This is a genomic window from Paenibacillus faecalis, from assembly GCF_900289175.1.
Lineage (GTDB): Bacteria > Bacillota > Bacilli > Paenibacillales > Paenibacillaceae > Paenibacillus_AQ > Paenibacillus_AQ faecalis.
Genome location: NZ_LT985747.1, coordinates 738,947 through 763,242 on the forward strand (window position 1 = coordinate 738,947; position 24,296 = coordinate 763,242).

Annotated in this window: 21 protein-coding genes; 3 read left to right on the forward strand and 18 right to left on the reverse strand. The window is 45.7% G+C overall.

Annotated elements, in window-relative coordinates; genetic code table 11:
- Positions 1–48: 48 nt before the first annotated feature.
- Positions 49–738, reverse strand: a complete 690-nt coding sequence (locus C8268_RS03590) for an HAD family hydrolase (RefSeq protein ID WP_106769824.1) — start codon at positions 736–738, stop codon at positions 49–51.
- Between the two features lie 214 nt (positions 739–952).
- On the opposite strand from C8268_RS03590, the gene C8268_RS03595 reads away from it, so the two are divergent.
- Positions 953–1,219, forward strand: coding sequence for a hypothetical protein (locus tag C8268_RS03595; protein WP_106766413.1), 267 nt, complete (start codon positions 953–955; stop codon positions 1,217–1,219).
- A gap of 48 nt (positions 1,220–1,267) precedes the next feature.
- Here C8268_RS03595 and C8268_RS03600 read toward each other — a convergent pair whose 3' ends face one another.
- From C8268_RS03600 to C8268_RS03645, 10 genes are all read right to left on the reverse strand, one after another.
- Positions 1,268–1,837, reverse strand: a complete 570-nt coding sequence (locus C8268_RS03600; protein WP_106766414.1) for a manganese catalase family protein — start codon at positions 1,835–1,837, stop codon at positions 1,268–1,270.
- A gap of 101 nt (positions 1,838–1,938) precedes the next feature.
- The gene (locus C8268_RS03605) at positions 1,939–2,214 is read right to left on the reverse strand and encodes a spore coat protein CotJB (protein WP_106766415.1); all 276 of its coding nucleotides are present in this window, start codon (positions 2,212–2,214) and stop codon (positions 1,939–1,941) included.
- Between the two features lie 3 nt (positions 2,215–2,217).
- On the reverse strand, positions 2,218–2,439 hold the full coding sequence (locus tag C8268_RS03610) for a spore coat associated protein CotJA (RefSeq protein WP_106769825.1): 222 nt from the start codon (positions 2,437–2,439) through the stop codon (positions 2,218–2,220).
- 152 nt (positions 2,440–2,591) lie between these two features.
- Positions 2,592–3,626: a sporulation integral membrane protein YtvI gene (gene ytvI, locus C8268_RS03615; RefSeq protein ID WP_106766416.1), complete on the reverse strand. Its 1,035-nt coding sequence runs from the start codon at positions 3,624–3,626 to the stop codon at positions 2,592–2,594.
- A gap of 37 nt (positions 3,627–3,663) precedes the next feature.
- Positions 3,664–4,998, reverse strand: a complete 1,335-nt coding sequence (locus C8268_RS03620) for a hemolysin family protein (protein ID WP_106766417.1) — start codon at positions 4,996–4,998, stop codon at positions 3,664–3,666.
- A gap of 23 nt (positions 4,999–5,021) precedes the next feature.
- The gene (yfkAB, locus tag C8268_RS03625; RefSeq protein WP_106766418.1) at positions 5,022–6,161 is read right to left on the reverse strand and encodes a radical SAM/CxCxxxxC motif protein YfkAB; all 1,140 of its coding nucleotides are present in this window, start codon (positions 6,159–6,161) and stop codon (positions 5,022–5,024) included.
- Positions 6,162–6,296: 135 nt separating this feature from the next.
- Positions 6,297–8,549 (reverse strand): MMPL family transporter, encoded by a 2,253-nt coding sequence (locus C8268_RS03630; protein ID WP_106766419.1) that lies wholly within the window; start codon positions 8,547–8,549, stop codon positions 6,297–6,299.
- A gap of 23 nt (positions 8,550–8,572) precedes the next feature.
- Positions 8,573–9,664 (reverse strand): HD-GYP domain-containing protein, encoded by a 1,092-nt coding sequence (locus C8268_RS03635; protein WP_106766420.1) that lies wholly within the window; start codon positions 9,662–9,664, stop codon positions 8,573–8,575.
- A 77-nt stretch (positions 9,665–9,741) separates the two neighbouring features.
- Positions 9,742–10,569, reverse strand: a complete 828-nt coding sequence (locus C8268_RS03640; protein WP_106766421.1) for an undecaprenyl-diphosphate phosphatase — start codon at positions 10,567–10,569, stop codon at positions 9,742–9,744.
- A 71-nt stretch (positions 10,570–10,640) separates the two neighbouring features.
- Complete coding sequence (locus C8268_RS03645; protein ID WP_106766422.1) at positions 10,641–12,074, reverse strand: bifunctional metallophosphatase/5'-nucleotidase; 1,434 nt, start codon at positions 12,072–12,074, stop codon at positions 10,641–10,643.
- Between the two features lie 108 nt (positions 12,075–12,182).
- On the opposite strand from C8268_RS03645, the gene C8268_RS03650 reads away from it, so the two are divergent.
- Positions 12,183–12,929, forward strand: a complete 747-nt coding sequence (locus tag C8268_RS03650) for a molybdenum cofactor biosynthesis protein MoaE (RefSeq protein ID WP_106766423.1) — start codon at positions 12,183–12,185, stop codon at positions 12,927–12,929.
- 99 nt (positions 12,930–13,028) lie between these two features.
- Complete coding sequence (locus C8268_RS03655; RefSeq protein ID WP_106766424.1) at positions 13,029–14,075, forward strand: HD-GYP domain-containing protein; 1,047 nt, start codon at positions 13,029–13,031, stop codon at positions 14,073–14,075.
- An 89-nt stretch (positions 14,076–14,164) separates the two neighbouring features.
- On the opposite strand, the gene C8268_RS03660 is transcribed toward C8268_RS03655, so the two are convergent.
- From C8268_RS03660 to C8268_RS03690, 7 genes are all read right to left on the reverse strand, one after another.
- Positions 14,165–15,043: a UbiA-like polyprenyltransferase gene (locus C8268_RS03660; RefSeq protein WP_106769826.1), complete on the reverse strand. Its 879-nt coding sequence runs from the start codon at positions 15,041–15,043 to the stop codon at positions 14,165–14,167.
- A 7-nt stretch (positions 15,044–15,050) separates the two neighbouring features.
- Positions 15,051–16,376: an aspartate aminotransferase family protein gene (locus tag C8268_RS03665; protein WP_420094230.1), complete on the reverse strand. Its 1,326-nt coding sequence runs from the start codon at positions 16,374–16,376 to the stop codon at positions 15,051–15,053.
- A gap of 178 nt (positions 16,377–16,554) precedes the next feature.
- Complete coding sequence (locus C8268_RS03670; protein ID WP_106766425.1) at positions 16,555–18,540, reverse strand: peptidase U32 family protein; 1,986 nt, start codon at positions 18,538–18,540, stop codon at positions 16,555–16,557.
- Positions 18,541–18,846: 306 nt separating this feature from the next.
- Positions 18,847–20,118 (reverse strand): Gfo/Idh/MocA family protein, encoded by a 1,272-nt coding sequence (locus C8268_RS03675; protein WP_106766426.1) that lies wholly within the window; start codon positions 20,116–20,118, stop codon positions 18,847–18,849.
- Positions 20,119–20,151: 33 nt separating this feature from the next.
- Positions 20,152–21,771 carry an extracellular solute-binding protein gene (locus C8268_RS03680; RefSeq protein WP_106766427.1) on the reverse strand — a complete coding sequence of 540 codons (1,620 nt, stop codon included), beginning with the start codon at positions 21,769–21,771 and terminating at the stop codon, positions 20,152–20,154.
- 47 nt (positions 21,772–21,818) lie between these two features.
- Positions 21,819–22,703 (reverse strand): carbohydrate ABC transporter permease, encoded by an 885-nt coding sequence (locus C8268_RS03685; protein ID WP_106766428.1) that lies wholly within the window; start codon positions 22,701–22,703, stop codon positions 21,819–21,821.
- 17 nt (positions 22,704–22,720) lie between these two features.
- Positions 22,721–23,680, reverse strand: a complete 960-nt coding sequence (locus C8268_RS03690; RefSeq protein WP_106766429.1) for an ABC transporter permease — start codon at positions 23,678–23,680, stop codon at positions 22,721–22,723.
- Positions 23,681–24,296: the final 616 nt, after the last annotated feature.

The following is a 24,296-nucleotide window of genomic DNA, read 5'->3' on the forward strand; positions in this document are numbered from 1 at the left end:
TCAAAAGATCCAAAGATTTTGAAACAGCCCTGTTATTCAAAAAGGCAATTATTCAACAGCGTTTTCATACAGATTCAACAGCTGAGGGAAAGATGTAATAATGGCATCCGAACCGTTCAGCTCCTGGTCATCTCCAAACCCTGCATACTGGCAGCCGATAACAGTCTGTCCGTTTTTCTTACCTGCTTCTACATCAGATGAACGGTCTCCCACCATCCATGCGCGCTTGATTCCATGATTTTCAAGAAGCAAGGCAACCAAATCTACCTTCGAAGCTGTAGCGTGTTGACCCGCACTGTATAGTTCCTCAAACAACGGCATAATATTGCGAGCCTCTGCGATACCCTTTACATAATGCTCCAGGCCGTTGCTTGCTATGAACAATCGAACCCCTCGGCGCTTAAGCTCCTGCAGCGTCTCTTCCACTCCGGGGTATAGTACAGCATCCGCATTTTTCAACCCCTCCAACTCCAGTTGGAGCAGCAGCTCGTCGGCACGGCGATGAGCTTCAGGCGTACCTTCTGGCAGTACAATTTTCCAAATATCCTCAAGCAGCATCCCTAGGCAGCCCAGCATCACTTCTTCTTTCGGTGTCTCTCCCGTATGAAGACCTTCCTCCCGCAATATGTCGAACATTTTATGATAGGCTGGCAAAAGCAGGGTCTCTGTCTGAAACAACGTTCCATCCATATCAAATATGATCGCTTCCGGTTTGGTCAGCCTTACGTTTCTCTCCATCTTCCTGTCATTCCCTTCCATTCATTCCTCGATGATAATTAGTACACTCCCCCCATCATAAAGGAAGCTTGTCCCCCCTGCAAACGACATTCTCACAAATACAACAAATGATGACAAATAATATACAAACTATTTACGATTTAAATTGTTTATAAATATAGAGCGAAAAATGTCTACTGATTCACATCCGTGAGGAGAAAGGACCATATCAAAAATGGAGAACAATGATCTTACCCTTGAGCTTCGCGAGCTGCACAGCCGTATTGAAACAGAACTTGACAATTACAGCGAAGAAGAACAAGCTGTCATTCTCAATCATTTTTTAAATCGATTGGAGAAAAAACATAAGACCAATCAAATCATGGATATTAAAGAAGTCTGGCGCCCCCCGTACCTCTGGCTTCTCGTTGCCGGTGGGATCGCTTTTCCCGTTCTTCTGTATATTATTTTCGTGTGGACGTCGCTGTTGCTTGAAACTTGAAAACGAAAAAATGAATCAGGCCACCTTGGTGGGTGACCTGATATGGTTTTAAAAAATCTTTTTTGCCGCCCGATCTTCCTTAATAATTTCAACGGCCTCCCGAAAACGGATCGCATGAATGATTTCTCTTTCCCGCAAAAACTTCAGGCTGTCCTGGAGGTCCACATCATCTGTCATATCAATCAGCCACTGATATGTAGCTCTCGCTTTCTCTTCCGCCGCAATGTCCTCGTACAGATCCGCGATGGGGTCGCCCTTGGCTTGAATATAGCTCGCTGTCCAAGGCACACCCCCCGCATTCTCGTAGTATAAAGCCTTGTCATGATTCGCATAATGGGCACCGAGACCGGCAGCCTTCATCTGCTCCACCGTAGCATCCTTCGTCAGCTTGTATACCATTGTGGCAATCATTTCCAGGTGGGCAAATTCCTCCGTCCCGATATCGTTTAACACACCGATCACTTTATCTGGAATCGTATACCGCTGATTCAAATATCGCAAAGCCGCCGCTAGCTCTCCATCGGCTCCTCCATACTGTTCGATCAGGAATTTAGCCATCATCGGATCACATTTACTGACCCTCACGGGATACTGCAGCTTTTTCTCATATACCCACATGGGATGAACCGCCTCCTTAATTTTAGCCTTGCTTACAGCCAGGGGAGCCCCGGTCATGAATTCTTCCCGTTATCCGAAGGCAACCTTAGCTGCTGACACCGTTACACCTGCCACGGCCATGGGCTTTCGGACCATTGAAACGGATACCTGCTATAAGCGTGACCAAAATTCATCAAGGGACCATAAAGCTCCTGAAACTGCTTTGCCAATATCATTCGTTCCTGGGCCATTTTATTGTACTGCTCGATGCTCTTCAGATCATCCGGATGCGTATTGAGATACAAATTAAGCTCCACCAGTACAAAATCAATAGCCTGCAACTGTTCCAGAAGCTCATAATACCGATGATCTCCAGGTTTAGGTCTGACTTCCTCCATGATCTACTCTCCTTTCTGTTTCCTTGAATAGTAGGGACTATAGAGAGCAGGCCACAACGTTCCATGTCTCAGTGCCTCTGCCGGGCTGAACTGGGGCAGGTCAACGGGCTGAAATACGATGTATTGATTTACTGGAACAACATAAGTTCTATACGGCAGTGGAGGGCAAGGATCAAATGGGCCGCGAAACGGGACGTATACACGTTCCTCTGGATTCGGTTTCAAAACATTTTCCTCCTTCGCTTCAAATTTCCCCAAGAAGCACAAAATATCGCTCTTCGTAACTAACATATGTCATTCGCCCAGAAAATGAACCCGAAAAATATAAAAAACCCTTTTCTCCGCTCAAATAACGGAAAAAAGGGGTATTCGCCATCCTATTCAAACTTGATTTTAATCTGAAACAGCCCTGCCTTTCGCATAGCTGAATACAAAATAACAACTAACGGTCCGACAAAAAAGCCAATGATGCCAACGAGCTTAAATCCGATATACATGCTGATCAAAGCAGGAAGCGCTCCGATTCCAACGGCATCGCCGATCACTTTAGGCTCCAGGACACGCCGGATGACAGTGATCAGAATAAACATGATGACAAGTCCCAATCCTGTAAAAAGATCGCCTACAAACAGAAGATAGATTGCCCAGGGAATAAGTACCGAGCCTACACCCAGAATCGGCAATATATCAACAATCGTGACCAATAGCGCAATGGCCATCGGGTAGCTTACCCCGAGCAGCAGAAAACCAAACAGCGTGATCACATAGGTGAACAAGCTAAGAATTAATTGTGCCCGTAAAAAACCGAAGATGGAGCTCTTCAGGCTGCCGAGAACTTCATTGACCTGAGACTGTGACGACTCGTCAAAGAAAGACAAGGCACTCTCACGCATCGTATCCAGACTGAAGCTGAACAAATAGACCGCGACAAAGAACACAATGGATGTAACGAACATATTAGGCAATGTTTTGGCAAATGACAGAAACGTGGAGGAGAGCGTGTTCACTAAAGACTGCATATAGGATGATATGTTGGACATGAACACTGTTAAGCTGTCAGCCAGTCCTGGTTGAATGCTGTTAAGCATGTCTTGTGCCTGCAAGATCGTTTGCTGTAAAAATTGATTTGCCCCTTCAAAATATTGGGGGGCTTTACTCCAGTACTCCACCAGTTGGGCAAAAACCTGAAGCCCCATTAAATACGCCAATAGCAGCAAAACTAGCAAAAACAGCGTACACGTAATTACGGAAGACACGGTCCGGCTTAAACGTGCTCTTTTCATTAAGAAACGATTGATCGGCTCCAGCGATATGGCAATAACTAACGCCAGTAAAAAAGGGGCTCCCACTGTGAACATACCGTAGATTAACAAGAGCCCCAAACCAATTAAAACTAACTGCTTCCCAGACATGGCTCACTTCCTTACTAACTGATCAAGTTCCTTACCTTTATTCCGGATTTACGTCTTGGTTGGCAGCGCGTTTCCTGTAGATATTAACACGGGTGATGCGCAAGGGGGTGGCTTCTTCGACTTCAAAGACAAAGCCGTCTGACATTATTTTTTTGCCTTTTTGAGGATCTCCCTCAAGCTCTTTGAACAACCAGCCGCCAATCGAATCGACCGTCTGTTCATCAATATCCGCCCCGATCAGATCGTTGACCTCCTCAATTAACATCCGGCCATCCACGGAAATCATCTCACCTTCGATTTCCACTTCCGGACGCTCGTCCTCAAACTCATCATATAAATCTCCAACAATCTCCTCAAGTATCTTTTCCGCTGTTAAAATGCCGGCTGTTCCCCCGTACTCATCCACGACCAAAGCCATCTGCTCATGCCTTGTCTGCATCAAGCGAAGTACATGGCTGATCTCCATAAACTCCGGCACGTCCATAATCGGTCTAGCAATAGAAGCCAAATCCTTCCGCTGTTCCGCCGGGGCCATAAGCAGGTCGGTAATATGGATAAAGCCGATGATCCGGTCCTTGTTCTCTCTGGCTACAGGATAGCGTGAATGCTTCGTCTCTTTCATGATTCTCAGGTTTTCATCCAGGGATAGATTGGTATACAGCACATGCATATCGGTACGCGGGAGCATGACCTCTCTTGCCCGAAGATCCGAAAAATCGAACAGGTTGTCCATTAATTTCATCTCATTCTCATCGATGACCCCGCTTTTGGCACTCTCATTCATCAGAATGCGTATTTCTTCTTCAGAGTGAGCTGCTTCCGCTTCACTTACCGGTTCGATGCCAAACAAACGCAAAATACCGTTAGCAGATGCATTCAAAACCCAGATGACCGGAAGAAAAAGACGATAAAACCATAACAGGGGGGCAGATAACACAAGGGCCGTTCCTTCTGTTCGCTGAATAGCAAGTGACTTTGGTGCAAGCTCCCCTAACACTATATGCAGAAACGTAATGATACAGAAGCCGACGGCGACAGAAATCGTTGAGATCATAACTTGGTCTGTTACTCCTACACTGTACATCAGCGGCTCAATTAACAGTTCGGAAATAGCCGGTTCCCCGATCCAACCAAGCCCCAAAGAGGTTAAAGTAATGCCCAGCTGCGTAGCTGATAAATAAGCATCAAGCTTTTGGTTCACTTTGAGAGCTACACCCGCCAAACGGTTTCCTTCACTAACAAGCTGGGTCAGCCTGGACTGGCGCATTTTGACGAGAGAAAATTCCGCGGCAACAAATACACCGTTCAACAAAACAAGTAAAAAAACCAAGAGCAGGTTTAAAATCAGTTTCCCGACCTCAAACTCCTCCATTGCGATACGCCTTCTTTCGGATTCTAGTCTGTAATAGCTTTTCTGGTTTTAAAATCAATACCTTTGTAATACATATCCGCAACAAGTAAGTTAGGACCACAGCAGCTCACCGTGTCGCAATGGCAATTTACCGTCTGATTGAGCGGATGACCTGTTAACCATGCTTCAAAAATCTCATCAAGCGTCTGGTTTTTAATGTTTCCAAATGGAGGGATGTCTGCAAAATCCGTCACGTAAACATCGCCTGAAAACAAGTTAACATTGACTCGGTTTCGTCCATCAGGGTCATTGCGTACGGTCACGTTTCGTTCAGAACGGAGACGACGGATCAAGTCCCGGTCACTCTCCTCATGACTGCAGGCGAAGAAAGGAAGTGTGCCAAACAGCATCCATATATCCGGGTCCCGCGCATCCAGCAAATGATGTATAGCTGACTTTATATCAGACAAAGGCAACACTGGCAATGAAGCTGCGAAGTTGGATGCATACATCGGATGAACTTCATGTCGTTTGCAGCCCATCTGTTTAATCAGGTTATGAATCCCACCTAGTTTCTCGTGTGTACGATAGTTAATCATCGATTCAGCGGAAATAAACATACCTGCTTCGCTAAGCTTCTCTGCATTCAGAAGCATAGTGTCATACAGCCGATACGCGGCCTCTTTGGATACAGGATGCCCGCTGTTAGCAAAACCAACCTCATGAAAATCATCTCCGTTCAAATAATTGAACGAAATATGCATAACATCAAGATAAGGCAGCATTTTCTCGTATCTGCCAATATCCAATGTTAAATTGGAATTGATCTGGGTACGTATACCGCGCTCTTTGGCATACTTCAACAAGGGCACGATAACGTTATCCACGGTTTTCCCCAAAAAGGCCGGCTCCCCGCCTGTCATGCTGATCGTCTCTAAATGCTCCACTTCATCCAGCCGCTTCAGCATCACATCCAGCGGCAGCATCGGCGACTCTTTCATGACAAGCATATCGCCGACGGCGCAATGCTCACAGCGCATATTACACAGATGGGTAACCGTCATTTCCACACTTGTCAGCACATGTCGTCCGTGTTCTCGCAAAGATGTAATCGGGTCCCATGGATCATAACTTGGGGAAATGGTTTTCAAAACAGGCTGATAGGGTCTAGCTGTATTACTCATTGTTATCCACCTTTATATCATTTATTAACCGAATGCTTCTATAACAAACGATCGATTCAAACTAATAAATAACGGATTATATCCATTTCAATATTATAGCACACCTATTGTAACTAACTTTATTTTTCTCGTTATCTAATCCGTTTCCGGAGAAATGGAGGCAGCTTGTTTGGAATGACTGCGATGCTGAAACATCCATGCGGGACTCCACCAATTCACTTGACCAAGCAGCTTCATAAAAGCCGGAACAAGCAGTATTCGTATGATGGTCGCATCCAGTAGAACAGCAGCGGTGAGACCAAGACCAATCGCTTTCATTACTTCATTGTCTGTAAATATAAACGCTCCGACAACAACAGCAAGAATAAGCGCCGCACTTGTAATTAATCCTCCCGTTTTTTCCAGTCCGTCCGCCGTACTCCGTTCATTATCACCGGTAGATTTGTAGCTTTCCATAATACGCGATAATAAAATAACCTCATAATCCATGGAAATACCAAATACGACGCAAAAAATCAATATAGGCAAAAACGCAAATACAGAACCGGTATGGGTGATGCCGAACCATTGAGCACCGATCCCTTCCTGAAACACCCATACGACAATACCAAGACCTGCTCCCAGGCTGAAAACATTCATTGTTACGGCTTTGAGCGGCAAGATGACAGAGCGAAAAGCGAATAACAATACAACATACGTCGTAATAAACACAAACATAAGAACAATTGGTGTGGCCTGTCTAATTTTTTGCATAATATCGAGCTTAAAGGCCGCAGCCCCTGTGACATAGGTCTGAACTTCCGGTGTATCCATACTTCGCAGCTGAAGAATAAGCTCTTCCGTCTTTTGATTGGAATCGTCATATTTCGGTACAATCGCAACCGCAGCCATATTATCACGGACAACATGATGCTTCTCCAACATCTGCTTCATCTCTGGACGCGACAGGTCCATGGATGCCTGCACTACATTGCCGCGGGTAAGGCTGGTGTAGCTTTCCACCCGCTGAACGCCTTGAAGCTGTCTCACCTGTCCCATATAGCTTCTCATGGCCTGAATGCTTTGCGGCGATTCATAGGAATCGGGCAATTCAACGGCAGCCAATATCGGACTCAGCTCCCTTTCATCATAGGCCTTCTTCATCAGTTCATATCCATAACGTGATTCATAAGACGGTGGAAGAATCTCTGCTTCCGGAATGTCGACCTTCATGGTTTTAACCGGAAACATAGCGAACATCAATAACATGATAACCGAAATAGAAATAAGGATCGGCCGTGCCATCACAAAAGCAGAAATCCTATGCCACATCCCCGATCCGCGTCCATGACAAAAATCGCGAAAACGGCTCCCGAAAATAGGCAAAGCATTGATATTAGGACCCAGCAAAGATAAAAGAGCTGGCAACAACGTGTTGGCGGCCAACACCGAAATGAGCACCACCGCGATTCCACCGATACTGAACGATCGAAAGATCGGCAGGTCGATAAATGACATGGCGAAAAATCCGATTAAAACCGCTGCACCTGAGAACATTACCGCTTTTCCCGCCGAAGCACAGGAAATCGATACCGCCTGCTCCGTACTCCGCTTTGATATTTCTTCGCGGAAACGGCTAACAACAAAGAGCGCATAATCGATGCCTACCGCAAGGCCCAGCATTGTCACTGCATTCGGAAGAAAGTTGCTGATGTTTCCATCAACAACCGCAACGAAATAAAGCAAGCCCATCGTTACCGTTACGCTGATCAAACCTGCAATCAACGGCAGCAATGCAGCTGTAAGCGTGCCGAACACAAGCAGCAAAATGATGAATGCCAGTGGCAATCCGATCATTTCCGCCTTAAAAATATCACTTTTCACCGCTTCATTCATGTCGGCAAATATGGCCGTGTTGCCGGTCAAATATGTATTTGCGCCTGTAATCGCCGGGATGTCTGCCCGAATTTCATCAAAGTTCGCAAGCGCCGTTGCTGTATCTTCATTCAGCATGACGGTTACAGAAATAATGTGGTCTTGTCCAGGTTTCCTCGAAGCGATGTTGATAAACATATCACGAACATAAGGCTTGTCCAGCAACGGAGCTAGCTCATCCAGAATTCGCTTTTGCTGTTTGCCAGTGGTCAGGTTCTGGTCTTCTTCACCTTCGATAACAACATCAATCATTGTAGCCGACAAACCTAGTCCTTCTTCAAGTTTCTCGATTCCGATCAAATAAGGGCTGTCTTTTGGAGAGAACCCGTTTTGATGTAGCTGTGAGGGCAGCTGCAACGCAAACGGTATTAACATGCAAAATAAAACAAACCATGCAGCAACAATAGCGCGACGGAAGCGAAACACGAACCGGCCCCACCGGTATAACAGATGATCCCCGCCATGTTGATCCATGGTACTTCCTCCCTGCGTTCCATTCATTCCTGCTTCGTTGTCCCTATACTGGATATCATCACAGCCAGTGATTCCGACATATCTATTTCATAAGGCTGCGTGAGCTCCTCTCCTGCAGCGCTGGATAATACACGAACGACCGGTCGATGGGGTACATCCGGGTGAATCCTGGAAACCACTCCCGTTTCCCCCGTCGAGAGCTGAACCGTCATGCCGGGAGGATAAATGGCAACCCGATCGCGGAACAGCGCAAGAAAGCTTTGTTCATACAAGGTTCCCGAACCGGCGTACATCACCTCTACCGCTTGATGTGGCAGCATGGCAGGGCGATAAACCCGATGGGTTGTCATAGCATCATAAGAATCAGTAATGGCAATCCATTTGGCAAACTCATGAATATCCGGTCCTTTCAGACCTCGTGGATAACCTGAGCCATTCAACCGCTCGTGATGCTGAAGCGCACAATGCGCAGAAACAAGTGGAATATTCGGCTCGTCCTTTAACATATTGAAGCCTATTTCAGCATGTTTTTGTATTTCCCGGAATTCCTCATCTGTCAAGCGCCCCGGCTTTTGAATCAGAGCTGCAGGAAGCCGGGTTTTGCCGATATCATGCAACAGCGCTCCAAAGCCAAGTACTTTGATCTCATCCCGGCTGTAGCCATGAGAGATCCCCAGCACGATAGAGTACAGACATACATTCAAGGAATGCTGATATAGATTATAATCACTCGTACTCATATCGGTAAGCAGCACCATCGATTCATCTACCGCAAATATTTCGCCCATAATCGTCTCCATAAGCCCGGAAAAGGTCTTGCCCAAATGAAGAAAACTGCCCTTGATGGTAGACCGCTCCTCCAGGTTCTTGAAACCCGCTCGAATCGAACCGATAGCCTCAAGCTTGGTCTCTTCGCTTATCAACTCTGGAATAACGATATCTTCAGTTTTCTTATCCTCGATATATACATAGCTAAGATTCAGAACGCTCAAGCGTCGGATGATCGTATCTGTCAGCTTCACACCTTCTGCTAACAGGATCAATCCGTCGTTATTGTAGATTTTTTTACCGAGTGTCATTCCGGGCTTCAATAAGTTTACGGGTATAAGACGCAAGCTGCCACTTCCTCTGCATATCAATATATGAATGGTTTGTTTCTACAACAAAAATGTTATAGGTTTAAAAAATCAATTTACCGCATAATAAATAGCCAAAAAACAGCAGCTAGTACAAAACGGTAGATTGCAAAGTGAGTTAGCCGTATTTTTTGAATCAGCTTCATAAACGCCAAAACTACAAAATATGCGACCACGAAGGATACGATAAACCCGGTAATAAACAGACCGAGCACATCGCCTGTAAAGTAACGGTACGATTCCAGCAGCTCATACCCGGCTGCGGCACACATAATCGGAATAGCGATCAAAAACGAGAAATCAGCAGCAGCCTTATAGCTCACTCCGCTTAGCATCCCACCGGAAATCGTCGATCCTGAACGTGAAAATCCGGGCCAAAGCACCGATACAATCTGGTACAAGCCAATGAGCAGTGCTTGCTTGTATGTCAGATCATCCAGTTCATGAGCAGTAATCCGGGATTTAGTTTTATTGTACCACTCTGCAAACATCATAAATATACCACCTGCTACAAGAGCGTACAGCACAGTTTGGGCGCTAAATAAACTTTTGATAAAATCTTTTGCAAAAAAAGCAACCAGAAGCGCCGGAGCGATCCCCAGAAATACATGAACCAGATTCAAACGTTTCTTGGGCTTGCCTTGTCTGAATAACGGTTCGCTGTGACTAATGCCCAGAAGATTCATTATGCGCCGCCAATAAACCAACGCGATCGCAAGAATTGCGCCGAGCTGAATGACAATCTCAAACGTTTTCATGATCGGTGTTTGGTCATCATACCCCATCACCTTGGCCGTCAAAATCATATGACCTGTCGATGATACCGGAATAAATTCCGTTAATCCTTCTACAATCCCCAATATAATGGATGTGATAAAATCCATGGCCATCCCCTCTCATCTTCAGCTTTGTCCTACTCATATGTATGCTCGGCTGAAGAAAGATAGTCGGATGCTCAGGATAACCATCTTGGAAAAAAACTTTCCTCTAAAGCTCCGGGGCGCGACAATTCCTGTCTGAGCAAATCACGAATAAACTCCGGAAGCATGAAAAGAATATCTTGACCATTGGCCAATGTTTCATACCCGATTTTAAAGGTAAACATGTCAAGCGTTCCTACCGTATACTCCCGATCTTTCATCATGGGCTTACCTTGAACGCTCACCTGTGTAATTTTATGGTAATAAGGCCCTTCTCTGTCGTATATAATTTCCAGTCCATCTACAGCCAGAACGCCTAGCACGTTTCCTCTGAATCCGAAGCCTGTAATCTTTTTATTGTAAAATTCAGGAAGGAGACTTTCCTCCAGTGCTTGCATAATTTCCGAGCCTCGAAGCTTCATGACACAAGGATTTATTGGCGATGGACAAAGCGCATGGATCATACCTGTACTAATCTTTCCGGCAGGCAGATGACCGAGCAGCTGGCCCGCATTGACGATAGCAATTTCTGCACTCGTATGATGACGAACCGCCTGTGCGAGCAAATTGGCGAACGAGGACTCCTTCTCGTAGTTTATTTCCAGTCTTCGATCCGTTACCGCAACAGCTTCCTGCAAGCGCTCTTCGGCTTGTTTGCGATGCAGCAGCACCGCGTTCTCTACTTCCGGATCAAGCTCCGAACATTTCACCGGAATGCAGCAGCCTCCCGTAACAGTAAAATTCTCATTCGATGCCTCTCGCTTCAGCTCAACTTTTCCAACATAATGACCGAATTTTCCGGCTCCGCATACAGCCGTTCCTTTAATCATTAAAGGCTCTTCTAACACATGGTGAGTATGACCACCCAAAATAACATCGATCCCGCTCACGCTGTCTGCTATGATTTGATCCGCCTGAATACCGAGGTGGGACATTACGACTACTACGTCTACCTGCTCTCTAAGAAGCTGTACCTGCTTACTGATACAAGTTACAGGGTCCATGGCATTCCAGCCCAACAGCTCATAAAAACGATCGAACGCTGCGGTTGCTCCTATTAATCCAATTTTAATGCCGCTCTTTTCCACAATCACATGTTCTTTCATCCACTCCGGAGGTTTGTCTGTCGCTATCTCGTATATGTTGCAGCATACGACAGGACACAGCAAGCCTGCATAAGCTGTCTTTAAAGCTTCCGGCGGGACGGTCAACCCTTCATTATTACCGATCGTTATAGCGTCATAACCGGTCAGGTTGATTACATCCACGTTCGCCTGTCCCATCGTGCCTTCCGTTTCGACAGCTGCCCGGTCCATATGATCGCCGATATCAAGAACCAATACAGCCTCTTCTTCTGCAGCTATTCTTTCCCGGGAAATAACTGCCGCATTTGCACTCATCATCCCAAAATGACTGTGTATATCGTTCGTGTGCAATATCGTCAGCTTATCAGCTTTCGTCTGACTCATAAGCGGCCCCTCCCTATGACATAATCGATTTTTCAGGTCTTACAAGCATAACATTTTCGTTAAAATTATGGTATATTGAAGCCCATAACAATTTGAGGTGAAGCGAAAATGAGCAATCATGTTCAAGTCTTACTTTTTGCAGGACTGGCAGATCAGATCGGTGCATCCCGCATTTCGATTCCCGTTAAAAATTTCCCGATCACCGCCAGTGAACTTAAAGCTGCGATCCAGACCGCATATCCACAAGCAAGTTCATTGATCAAAGTATCATTTGCTGCTGTAAACCAACAATACGCAACAGAAGATAGCGTTATTACTGAAAGTGATGAGGTAGCCTTAATTCCACCCGTTTCCGGTGGGGAAGATCCGTCCCACCATCCAGAACCAAACCATACACATTTCGGCGCTACACCCGATGGCATGTGTGTTATTACATCTGACATCTTATCCCCTCAGTCTACAATCGAAAAGGTTCTCCATCCTAACCACGGCGCCTCATTGAATTTTATCGGAACGACGAGAGAAATAACGAACGGCCTTCGAACTGTCCTATTGGAATATGAAGCCTATATCCCGATGGCGCTGCAGGAAATGCAGAAGATCCGCTCTAACATGCAAACGAGATGGCCAGATACAGCATGTGCAATCTCACACCGGATCGGGAGGGTAAAGGCTGGTGAAATCAGCGTCGTTATCGCTGTTTCCTCTCCCCATCGTGATACATGTTATGATGCAAGCCGCTTCGCCATCGATGAATTAAAGCGAACGGTTCCTATCTGGAAGAAGGAAGTTTGGGAAGATGGGTCCCAGTGGATAGGACCTCAAAGCGGGACTTGGGACCCGATATCAGGCTAGCCATTAGTCAATAAGTCATTGTAAATCCAAATTTTTCTTGCTAAGATAGGTTTATCATGAAGTCTATCATTTTATTACACAGGTAAGAGGTGCAACGATTTGAGAATACACGTTACGGACCTGATACCCGGTGATCAAATGCTGCGAGAAGTTTTCAACAGAAATGGTGTCCATGTCCTAAAAAAAGGAACGATTGTTCAGCTCGAGGAAATATCGAGGCTAGTGCAGCATGGTATAGACTATATTGATATTGAACCCCGCGAGATCCTCTTGTCTATTGATCCATCGTCCGAAACACCTGAGGCACTGAATCAGATCAAGCCGAAATTCGACCAAGCCATCGACGGATTTACCACAATGTATCTGGAAGCGCTTAAAACCGGAAAGTTTAATGAAAGTGTTGTTGATGATTCATTTCAGCCCGTTGTTGGTTCACTTATGGAACAGAAAGACGTTGTTTCCTTGCTTCTGCTGCTTAACGAAAAAGATGATTATACCTACAAGCATTCCATGCAAGTAGGCATGCTCTCCTATTACCTTGCCATATGGATGGGTTATTCATCTAAAGAAGCCTATAAAGTTGGAAGAGCCGGTTATTTGCATGACATTGGCAAAAGTAAAATCCCAAAGGAAATATTGGACAAACCCGGCAAACTCACTGCTGAGGAGTTCGAGAAGATTAAATTACATACAATATATGGTTATGATATCATTCGAGAATCCATCGACGATAAGGTTACCGCTCTTGTTGCTCTTCAGCATCATGAACGGGATGACGGTAGCGGATACCCTAAGGGGCTTTACGAGCATCAGATTCATCCATACTCTCATATCGCGGCTGTGGCCGACGTATACAGTGCGATGACAACCAACAGGGTCTACCAATCCAAGCAACAGCTGTTAATTGTGTTAAGAGAACTGTACAGCCTTAGCTTTGGCAAATTAAACGGCAAGCCTTCGCACGCCTTTATTCAGCACATGCTCCCGAACTTTATTGGTAAAAAAGTCGTGCTTAACACAGGAGAAACCGGGATTATCGTTATGAACAACCAATCGGACTACTTCCGTCCACTCATTAAAACTTCCGAGCGATTTATCGACCTCTCTAAGGAGCCGGATTGCGCAATTCATGAAATCCTTTTTTGAATAGAACGAGGAAAAAGGGAGCGCTCTAAAGGTCCATCGACCCGAGCACTCCCTTTTATTTAGATATGATATGATTTTATTCCCACTTCTCAACTCATCGCTAAAAAATAATCTGTCATGGTGAAGAGTAAAATCACCATACTAATTACCTGATTCAAGTTGTAGGAGGCGATCTTCATTCGTTTCCGGCTGGACGGCTTAATGATATTATGCTCAACTGCCAGCAATACCGATGAAATCAGGATTCCGATCAAATACAACCATCCGAGACCCATAATAAAGTACAAGGAAAACAACAAAAGCACCATAATGGTATGCAGGCCCCGCGCAATAAAAAGCCCCTCATCAAGACCAAACACAGACGGTACGCTCCAAAGACCGCTGTCACGGTCAAAATCGATATCCTGCGTTGCGTAAATAATATCAAAACCGCCAATCCACAACATTACGATCGTGCCCAGCACAAATGGAGTAAAAGCAAATTCACCAGTTACAGCAAACCATGCGCCAATCGGTGCGGAAGCGATCGTAAAGCCCAGATACAAGTGACACAGCCAAGTAAAGCGCTTGGTATAGGAATAGGAACAGATCAGTGCAATAGCCACTGGCGACAACCACAAACAGAGCGGATTCAGCATACCTGCTGCAAAGATAAAAACAGCAAAATTCACGGCAACAAAAATTGCCACTTCACTTTTTTGCAGCAGCTTGCGCGGCAGGTGACGATGCGCTGTACGCGGATTCGCTGCGTCGAACTTCCAGTCCACCAGACGATTGAAGGCATTGGCTCCATTACGTGCGGCCACTAAAGCAATGAGCGACCACAGGAGTACACGCCCCGCTGGAATGCCTCCTGCTGCCCATACCATCGATATAAGAGCAAAGGGCAGAGAGAACAATGTATGAGAAAACATAACAAGCTCACCAAACATTCGGGTTTTATGTGTGAGCTTTCGAATCATTTCCATGATCAGATCAGCACTCCCCTGCTTCACAGGCAGCTAGCACCTCATCCAACGCCATAAGCATCATATCCACATCCCGATCTGGCATGATGATTGGCGGCTGGAAAGCCATTACATTGCGGCCAATGCCGTTCTTGCCAATAATATAGCCGCGATCCTTCATTTTCTCCAGTACAGCATCTGTCATAGCTGCGCTTGCTTCTGCATCTGCCCCGCAAAGCTCTGCTCCGCACATCAGTCCTTTGCCGCGCACATCCGCAATCACGGAATGCTTCCTTTGCAAATCCCGCAGGCCCTTCATAAGGCGTTCGCCTGTTCGTTCTGCACGCTCAACCAGATTTTCCTGCTGGATATAATCCAGCACAGCAAGTGCAGTAACAGCTGAAACAGGGTTCCCCCCAAATGTAGAAGCAGACGCGCGATTAAAGCTGGCAGCAATCTCATCTGTCGTCGCAAATGCCCCAATCGGTACTCCGTTGCCGAGCGCTTTCGCCATCGACATGATATCCGGCACGACACCGTAATGCTCCATGGCAAACATTTTTCCTGTCCGGCCGAAGCCAGTCTGAATTTCATCCGCAATGAGCAAAACACCATGCTGTTCGAGCAGTGTCTTCACCTCGCGAAAATACCAATCCGGTGGCGTAATCATGCCGCCATTACCCTGGATAGGTTCTACGATCATCGCAGCGATCGAGTCTCCCTTCCTGGAAAGCACTTCACGAAGTGCTTCAAGAGAGCGGCGGGCAGCCATCTCATCATCCATTTCCGGATCATAAGGGCGCGGAATAAATGTAACGCCAGTATCCAGGTAATCATCCGAACGCCACATCGGAATACCTGTCACGCCCATTGTCAAATAGGTCCGCCCATGCAGCCCATATTCAAGAGCGATAAAATCACGGCGTTTCGTATGCAACCGGGCAAGCTGCATCGCGCCTTCATTTGCCTCGGAACCACTGTTGCAGAAAAAGGTGCGCTTCAGTTGACCCGGCAGCACATTGTTTGCTAATCGTTCAGCCAGATCCACCATTGGCTGTGTAAGATAGATCGTCGTGGTATGCTGCAATGTTTGAAGCTGCGAGATCGTTCTGGCTGTAATCTCCTCATTGCAATGTCCGCAGGCCACGACAGAGACGCCAGCAAAAAAATCGACATATTCACGTCCCTGCTCATCATACAAATACTGCATCTTTCCCCGTACAATTTGCGGCGGATTGCTATAAAAATGATGTGTGCAAGGGAAAAAATACTGTTTACGCTTCTTCAATACACCAGCAGGTCCGATATATTCTTGTTCCTGACCCTGTTCTGGATCTTGTTTCAAATTACTCACGTTCACTCACCCTTTTTATATTTTTCACGATTTAAAGCTCCTCAAGACGGTGCAATCAGACAAGCTGATATCAAATGACAGATGGTGTGCCTTTTTCGCAAGAAACGGCAGACAAGGATGTCTGCCGCCCTCCTTGAGTGCTGCCATGATATGTGATTAGATACTACTTTTTAAGTGGTTATACCCCTGCAGGCTCTGCTTCCAATTTAGGGGCCTGTCCAAAATGAAGCGCTCCAAGGGTATACCCGGCATATACCGATTGCATCCCCTTAAACAATTGATCACACTGCATCAGGTCCTTAACGGCCTGCTTATAAACAGAAACGATGTGCCCAAGCTGATCAGGCGTGTATGTCTTTCCTTCAATCCGGAAATGATTAACGCCGGCTTCATGCAGTTCCTTCAACATAGGCAGGTAACATAGTTCTTTCGAAAGAGCCAGATGATTGCGTCCGCTCCAATCACGATATACCGGATTCTCTCCTTTATCCGTCATCAAAACGAGATGTTGATTATCAACGAATTGATTATCCTCTTCACCGATCGATTCCATGACCTCTGTATTTTCGTACAGATCAAGCTCCAGATACATGACGATCGGTGAACCATGGACAACCATTTCAACAGGCACATTTGTGTTCTGAAGAAGCATCGTTAAGTCATTCAAAGAAAGCTCAAGCGAAGCATGAAGCCGCTCTACATTGAAATGCTGATGATAAAGGTCAGCCGACATATGGTTAAACACGTTCAGATTAAAATCCGCAATCTTAGGCAGCGGCAGATCACGGAATCTGTGCATCGCACCGATATTGGTTACAAGTAAGCCGTCCAAGCCATAAAAGCCATGCTCAGCCCCTGCATGAATAAATTGACTATATTGCTCCATATGAAGCTCGGTCATCATTCTAGGCATACCAAGTACGATCTGTGCCTGCCCCTTCTCTGATGTGAGGGTCTCAATCTCTTCGCGTGTAAATGGACGATCCGGCTGAAACACATCTCCGGTCAGATATATCACATCAGCTCCGGCTTTAAGGGCAGCGCGGGCCTGATCGATGTTATTCACATGAACGCTGATCTTAGACGAAGTAGTCGCGCTTCCTGACCGTTTTACACTGCTCAGCCTGTTACGAATTTGCTCTACACGCTCCGCCTTTAGCTCCCGTTCTGCCGTCGGTGTACTGAACACCTTGCCTGTGCTGTAAAACTTGCCTGTGCCTTCGTAGCGGCGGTTAATGTAATTCAGACCGGGTTTGCCAAAAGCATACGCTGTCGAGAAATCGCGTTTGCGATTCTCATACAATACGTCAGCATCCTGTGTACGATTAAAGCCGATCGGATCGGCGATATAGCGATCGATTGCATCACCGTAACTATTGACGAGCAGGCGAAGAAACTCCACATCCCGCATACGCCCTTCAATCTTGAAAGAGACGATACCGGACTTGATAAGCTCTGGAATATGCTCGTACATATACATATCCTTGGCAGCCATCGGATATTCTGTAGGATAGATATGACCATCCTTCTTCACACGGTAATCCCAGCGACATGGCTTCATACAACGTCCCCGGTTAGCACTGTTGCCGAACAGCATGGAACTCATAAAGCAGTTCGCCCCATGCACTGTACACATATCCCCATGAACGAAATATTCAAATTCCATGCCCGTCTTCGATATCAATAGTTCAGCTGTAGACAAATCCATCTCGCGGGAGGCAACCACGCGGGTTACGCCCATTTCCTTCAACGCTTCTATCATATCGAGATTGTGCACATTCATCATTACAGAAGAATGCACTGGAATATTCGTGTAATTCATACTCTGAATAAGAGGAAATACAGCCATATCCTGTGAAATAATCGCATCCGGCCCAACCTCATTCAAAAAGGCAAAATAACGCTTCGCTTCGTCCAAATCCTCTTCACTCATCAGATTGTTCACCGTCACATACGCACGCTTGCCGCGGTCATGCGCTATTTTGATCGCTTCTCGCACTTCTTCATAGCTCAGGTTATATCCTTTACGCATCATACGCATATTTAGAGACGGTCCGCCGAAATAAACCGCATCACAATTCATATCGATAACGGATTTAAAAATATCAAATGTTCCAGCTGGAGCTAACAGTTCAACTTCTTTCCCGTTAAAAAATCTGGCCATATCCGTTCCTCCTTACCACGATGGGTAAACATGTTAAAATTTGAAGTATAATCATTATAACATTGAACGAAAACATTGTGATTGCATTCACAAATTGTTAAATGTAAAGCGCTTGCATTGCCAAAATACAGGTGAAATTCGATCACAAAAACACCAATACAATGAAGTTGTTCACAAAAAACAAATATGTTAAAACCTATTATTAGATATGAAGCTAGGCTTTTAAGAACAGAGAACCCGAAAGAAGGTGCTTTTTTCAAAGTGTCCATCTCTCGGGTTACAGTTTATGTTAAACATATTTCCATTTTATTTTACTGTTTCCTTTTGCGACATCAACTCCTCTGCGTACTGCTTCAGATTGATCGATTGTCCGTGATTCAAACGTGACTTCTCTGCGGCGAACGCGATGAGATGACTGCGAACGGAGGCACTGGCCGATGTCAGGCTTTCCTGTCCGTTATAGTTACGGACCTCATTCAGGAAGCTGGCAACAATGCCGCTGTCTCCCCCGCCATGTCCGCTGGATTGGGAAGGGATCGTAATCTCTGTTTTTTGGCCGGATAAAAAATCAAAGACCATGATTTTGTCTTCCTCTCCCCGCAGCTCGCCACGTGTGCCCATGATCTGAATTCTTCGCTCCTGCTCGTATGTAAAGCCGCACATGCTGAACATAGCAGTAGCGCCCCCCTCAAACTCCATATTCACGACCTGATGATCGACTACATTGTTGTCGCTCCGATATACGCAGCGGCCGTAGTCTGTTTCCCGGAGCCCCTGAATGATGCTTGCCTTGGTCAGCTCCTGGGTAAAGTGCCCTGCCCATCCCTTGTACTGATCACTCAAATAAAAGCGTGGCGCCGAATAAGCACAGGTGGATTCCACCTTGCAATCCAGACAGCGGTCAGCCGAACCTTCAGGCGCATGCTCTTCACGAAAGTGCATCAACGAGCCAAAGGAGGTCACCTGCGTACACGTCCGGTCCATCAGCCAGGACAATACATCCATGTCATGACAGGATTTGGCCAGAATCATCGGACTGGCTTTCTCGGAGTTGTTCCAATTCCCCCGGACAAAACTGTGTGCAATATGCCAGTACCCCACATTTTCATTCAGCTGGATCGAAGCGACTTCTCCGATAGCTCCCTGTTGAATCAAACGTTTCATGGTGCTCCAAAACGGGGTATATCTCAAAACATGACAGATCGTCAGAAGCCTGTTGTTCTGAATCGCCGCCTGTTCCATCTCCAAACATTCCTTCGGGTCGGGAGACATAGGCTTCTCCAAGAGAACGTGATATTTTTTGTCCAGTGCCTGCATCGTCGGTCCATAATGCATGCGATCCTGTGTACAGATCACGGCAATATCAGCTAAGCGCGGTTCTGCCAGCAGCGGCTCCCAGGATTCATAACATCGTTCAGGAGAAATCCCATACTTCTCAGCAAAGCGGTTTCTTCTCCCCGGGTCTGCCTCAGCTACAGCTACAAAGGTCAGTTCATGCGGATAATCCAGGGCGTAAGGGGCATATCCCCCCGCCCCTCTTGCTCCTGCCCCGATTAATATTGCTTTTATTTGGCTCATATAATGTCTCCTTTATGTTCAGGTTTTACATCTTTACTTGGCGTATCGTTCTGCCGCAGATTGATAAATGGACAGGTAGCGGTCCAACCCCATTTTTTGCAGATTCGCTACGTATTGATCCCAGTTATCAAAAGATTCATTGCCGGATATAAACTTATCCCGCATTTCGTCCACATACGTGTAAATATCTGTTTGAATACCGGTGAGTTCGGACTGCTCATCTGCTGTAAAGTTAAACGGCGGCCAAACTTTGTCTTGAGGGATTACGTACGGCTCGGCTTTTTTTGCATTTTCTACAGACGTTGGCAATCCTTCCGCTCCTTTAAAATACTTCTGCGTCACAAAGCCAGGATAATATCCGCCAGGCCAGATCAAATACTGTCCAACCGCTTGGTCAAGACTGAGTCCGTCCGGGTTGTTCTTGATGTCGTCTACATAGTCTACATTACCCTCCGCGTCTTCCTTATACGTCTCATCCTTCCAGCCCATAAAGAACATGCGAATGCCTTCATCACTATAAAAATAATCCATCCAGCGGATCATTGCGGCCGGATTTTTCGCTTTATCGGTCAGGACAAACATTCCGATATTGCCAAGCGGCGAACCTGTGGCGCTGTACATCTGATCTCCGTGTGACCCCTTCAGTACAGGCAGTCCGACATATCCCTTCTGGTTGTAAATAGCGACCGGGTCCACGTTATCCACGACCCCAAGAAGCCCTTCGGTTCCCTTGGCATCGATCTCCGTGCTTTTAACGGACATAATATCCTGCTCCAGCAGGCCGTCTTTATACAACTTATGAACAAACTGAAGCAGTTCTTTGTATCGTGGATCTGTCGGTATGAAACGAACCTTGCCGCTCTCCGGGTGCGTGTCGACGTGTATATTCGATGTTCCGTTATAATTAAGGCCAAACGAACCGCGTAAATAATTCACAATGCCGGCCGTCCCAACGCCGCCCCAGGCGTACTCATCCTTCTGGCCGTTTCCGCTTGGATCATTCTCTTTAAATGCTTTTAGCATGTTATAAAAATCATCCAACGTTTGCGGCTCTGGAATATTAAGCTTCTTGAGCCAGTCCGACTTCACCCACGGCGTTCCATACAGCACCGATTTGAATTCCGGATCAAAAAGAGTCGGCAATCCGTAAATGTTACCGTCCGGCATCGTAATCCCCTTTTCAATAATCGGGTACTTTTCCATCAATGCCTTGAAGTTCGGTGCATGTTTATCAATCAGGTCATTCAGCGGAATAAACGCACCTTGTTTTCCGTATTTTAACAGGTCCCCCCTAGGGAACGCAGAAGCGTAAAACATTTCCGGATAATCGCCGCCTGCGAGCAGCAGATTTCGTTTTTCAGCCAAATTATCTTTATGTACCGTCTCCCACTGTACTTTGATGTTTGTCATTTTTTCATATTCCTGCCACAGCTTGATGTTGTTCCAGTCCGCGTTCGCAAAGAACTTTCCGGCAAATCCTGTCACCGTCATCGATTCATTTACGATTGGAAATCCCGTTTCATTCATCTTGCTCTCGGCATCTGACGAATCCGATTCAACCGCTCCTCCTGAACTTTTCGAACTGCATCCCACCACTAATGATACCGACAACATGCAGGTTAACAGAAGACTTCCCCATCTCTTTAGCTTCATCCGTTTTCCTCCCCTTTTCATGTTTATCCATATATCCATGCAAGGAATTATCCTTTGATGGCCCCGATCATAACGCCCTTGACAAAATACCGCTGAAGGAACGGATAGAGCACCAGCATCGGAATATTAGCCACAACCAACACCGCATATTTGATCCCTTCCACTTCCCTTTGCTGCTTGATCGCCGATTCTGTCGACATTTTGACCATGTCGTTGGTTTGTCCCTGTATCAGAATTTCCCGCAATATAAGCTGCAGCGGAAACTTATCTTTATCCGACAAATACAAAAGTGCGTTAAAGAATGCATTCCAGTGGCCGACCGCATAGAACAAAATCGTCACCGCGATAATCGGCATGGACAGTGGCAGTATGATCCGGGTCAATATTTTAATGTTCGAGCAGCCGTCGATCGTTGCTGCCTCCTGAAGCTCGCCGGGTATCGACTGTTGGAAGAAAGTCCGCATAATGATGATGTTCCAGATGGATACAGCATTCGGAATAATCATGACCCATAACGTATTCAACATATCGAGGTTTTTGATCAGCAAATAAGTCGGAATCATCCCGCCGCTGAAAAACATCGTGAAAACAAGCAAGGCCATAATCGCATTCCGCCCGACAAAATCCTTCCGCGACAGTGGATATGCCGCAAGAATGGTCATCGTTAGATTAATTGCAGTACCTACCGTTGTATAAATTAGCGTGTTGGTGAAACCGCTCATAATATCCTTGTTCTGAAATATTTTTTCGTATGAATTCAGATTGACTCCCTTGGGCCACAGCAGCATTTCGCCGCGGAGAACCGTCTGCGGATCGCTAAATGATGCACTGAGCACAAAAAGCAGCGGGTACAACACAATGAGGGTGATCATGATCAAAACGGTATAGTTAAGAACATTAAAAATACGGTCCCCTCTGGTTTCAATTTGCATAGTTGAACCTCCCTTCTCTACCAAAGACTCGTCTCGCTTACGCGCTTCGCAATAAAGTTCACAACGACCAGCAGAACAAAATTGATGATGGAATTGAACAATCCGACGGCTGCGGAGAAGCTGTATTCAGCATTCTGTATCCCCATTCGATACACGTATGTAGAAATAATATCGGAGCTTTCTAAATTCAAATTGTTTTGCATCAGGAGTACCTTCTCGAAGCCGATACCCATAACGCTTCCAATGTTCAAAATCAGGAGAATGATAATGGTTGGCCTGATGCCCGGAATGTTAATGTGCCAAATTCGCTGAAGCCGTGTTGCACCGTCTACACGCGCAGCTTCATGCAATTGGTTGTCAATGCCGGCAAGGGCAGCCAAATAAATAATGGAGCTCCAGCCCATCGTCTGCCATACGTCCGACAGAACGTATAATGTCTTGAACCAGGCAGGCTCGGTCATGAAATTGATCGGTTGTCCTCCGAACATTTCAATAAAGTGATTGATGATGCCGTAACGCGGCGACAGAAAGATCATCATCATTCCGACAATGACGACGGTTGACAGAAAATGCGGCGCATAGGTTACCGTTTGTACAAACTTTTTGAATCGTTCCGCTTTGATTTCATTCATGAGCAAAGCCAGAATAATCGGGATCGGAAACCCGACGGCAAGGCTGTATAAACCGATACCCAGCGTGTTTTTGATTAGCCGCCAGAAATAATAACTGTCGAAGAACCGGTTAAAATGCTCCATGCCGACCCACGGACTGCCCCAAATCCCTTTCGTTGCTATGAAATCCTTAAAGGCGATCTGAATGCCGTACATCGGAAAGTAATGAAAAACAATGTAATAAACGATAACCGGAGAAATAAGGAGATAAAGCTGCCAATTGCGCCAGACACGCTTCCAATTAAAACGCTTACGTTTTGTTTCAGGTACTGCATCTACAACGGGCTGTACAGTCGTATTCGCCAAAGAGCATCACCTCGTTATGTATTTGTGGGCGTTCAATTCACCGCAAAACATCAGCACTGCACAAAATCACGGCAATTATTCAAAGCTTCGGTTAGCGCAAATTTTTAGATTGAAAGTATTACGGCTGCAGTACGCTCGTTAATATATTCGTTAATGCCCCCCCTTGCTTTTTAATATGGCCGCTAAAACACGGATAAACCGATGGTGTTGTGCGGTTCTCAACGAAACATGTTAGATATCATAACGTTTTATCAATCTATATATAATTTTCGGAAAATACGTTTTTTGGATAATAATAAGTTATATTTGGATTGTTTTGGAGTTAAATTTGGTGTAATGGAAGTTAAACTAGATGCTTAATTAAAGCAACCATCATCATCACGAGGAATGCATTTATTGCAAACACCTTTTATATCAGTATTGTAAGCGCAATCAAATTTGAGGTGGGTTGATCGAAGGATAGTACTTATTGATTCCAAATGAAATGAAAAATTCCAAATCCCTCTGTGATTTTAATTATAATAATATAGCAATTATGTATTGTCAAATACTTTTTTGGATTGTTTTGGAGTGAAACGCCTGTAATTTCTTGTTTTAGGCACAAAAAAACAGTCCC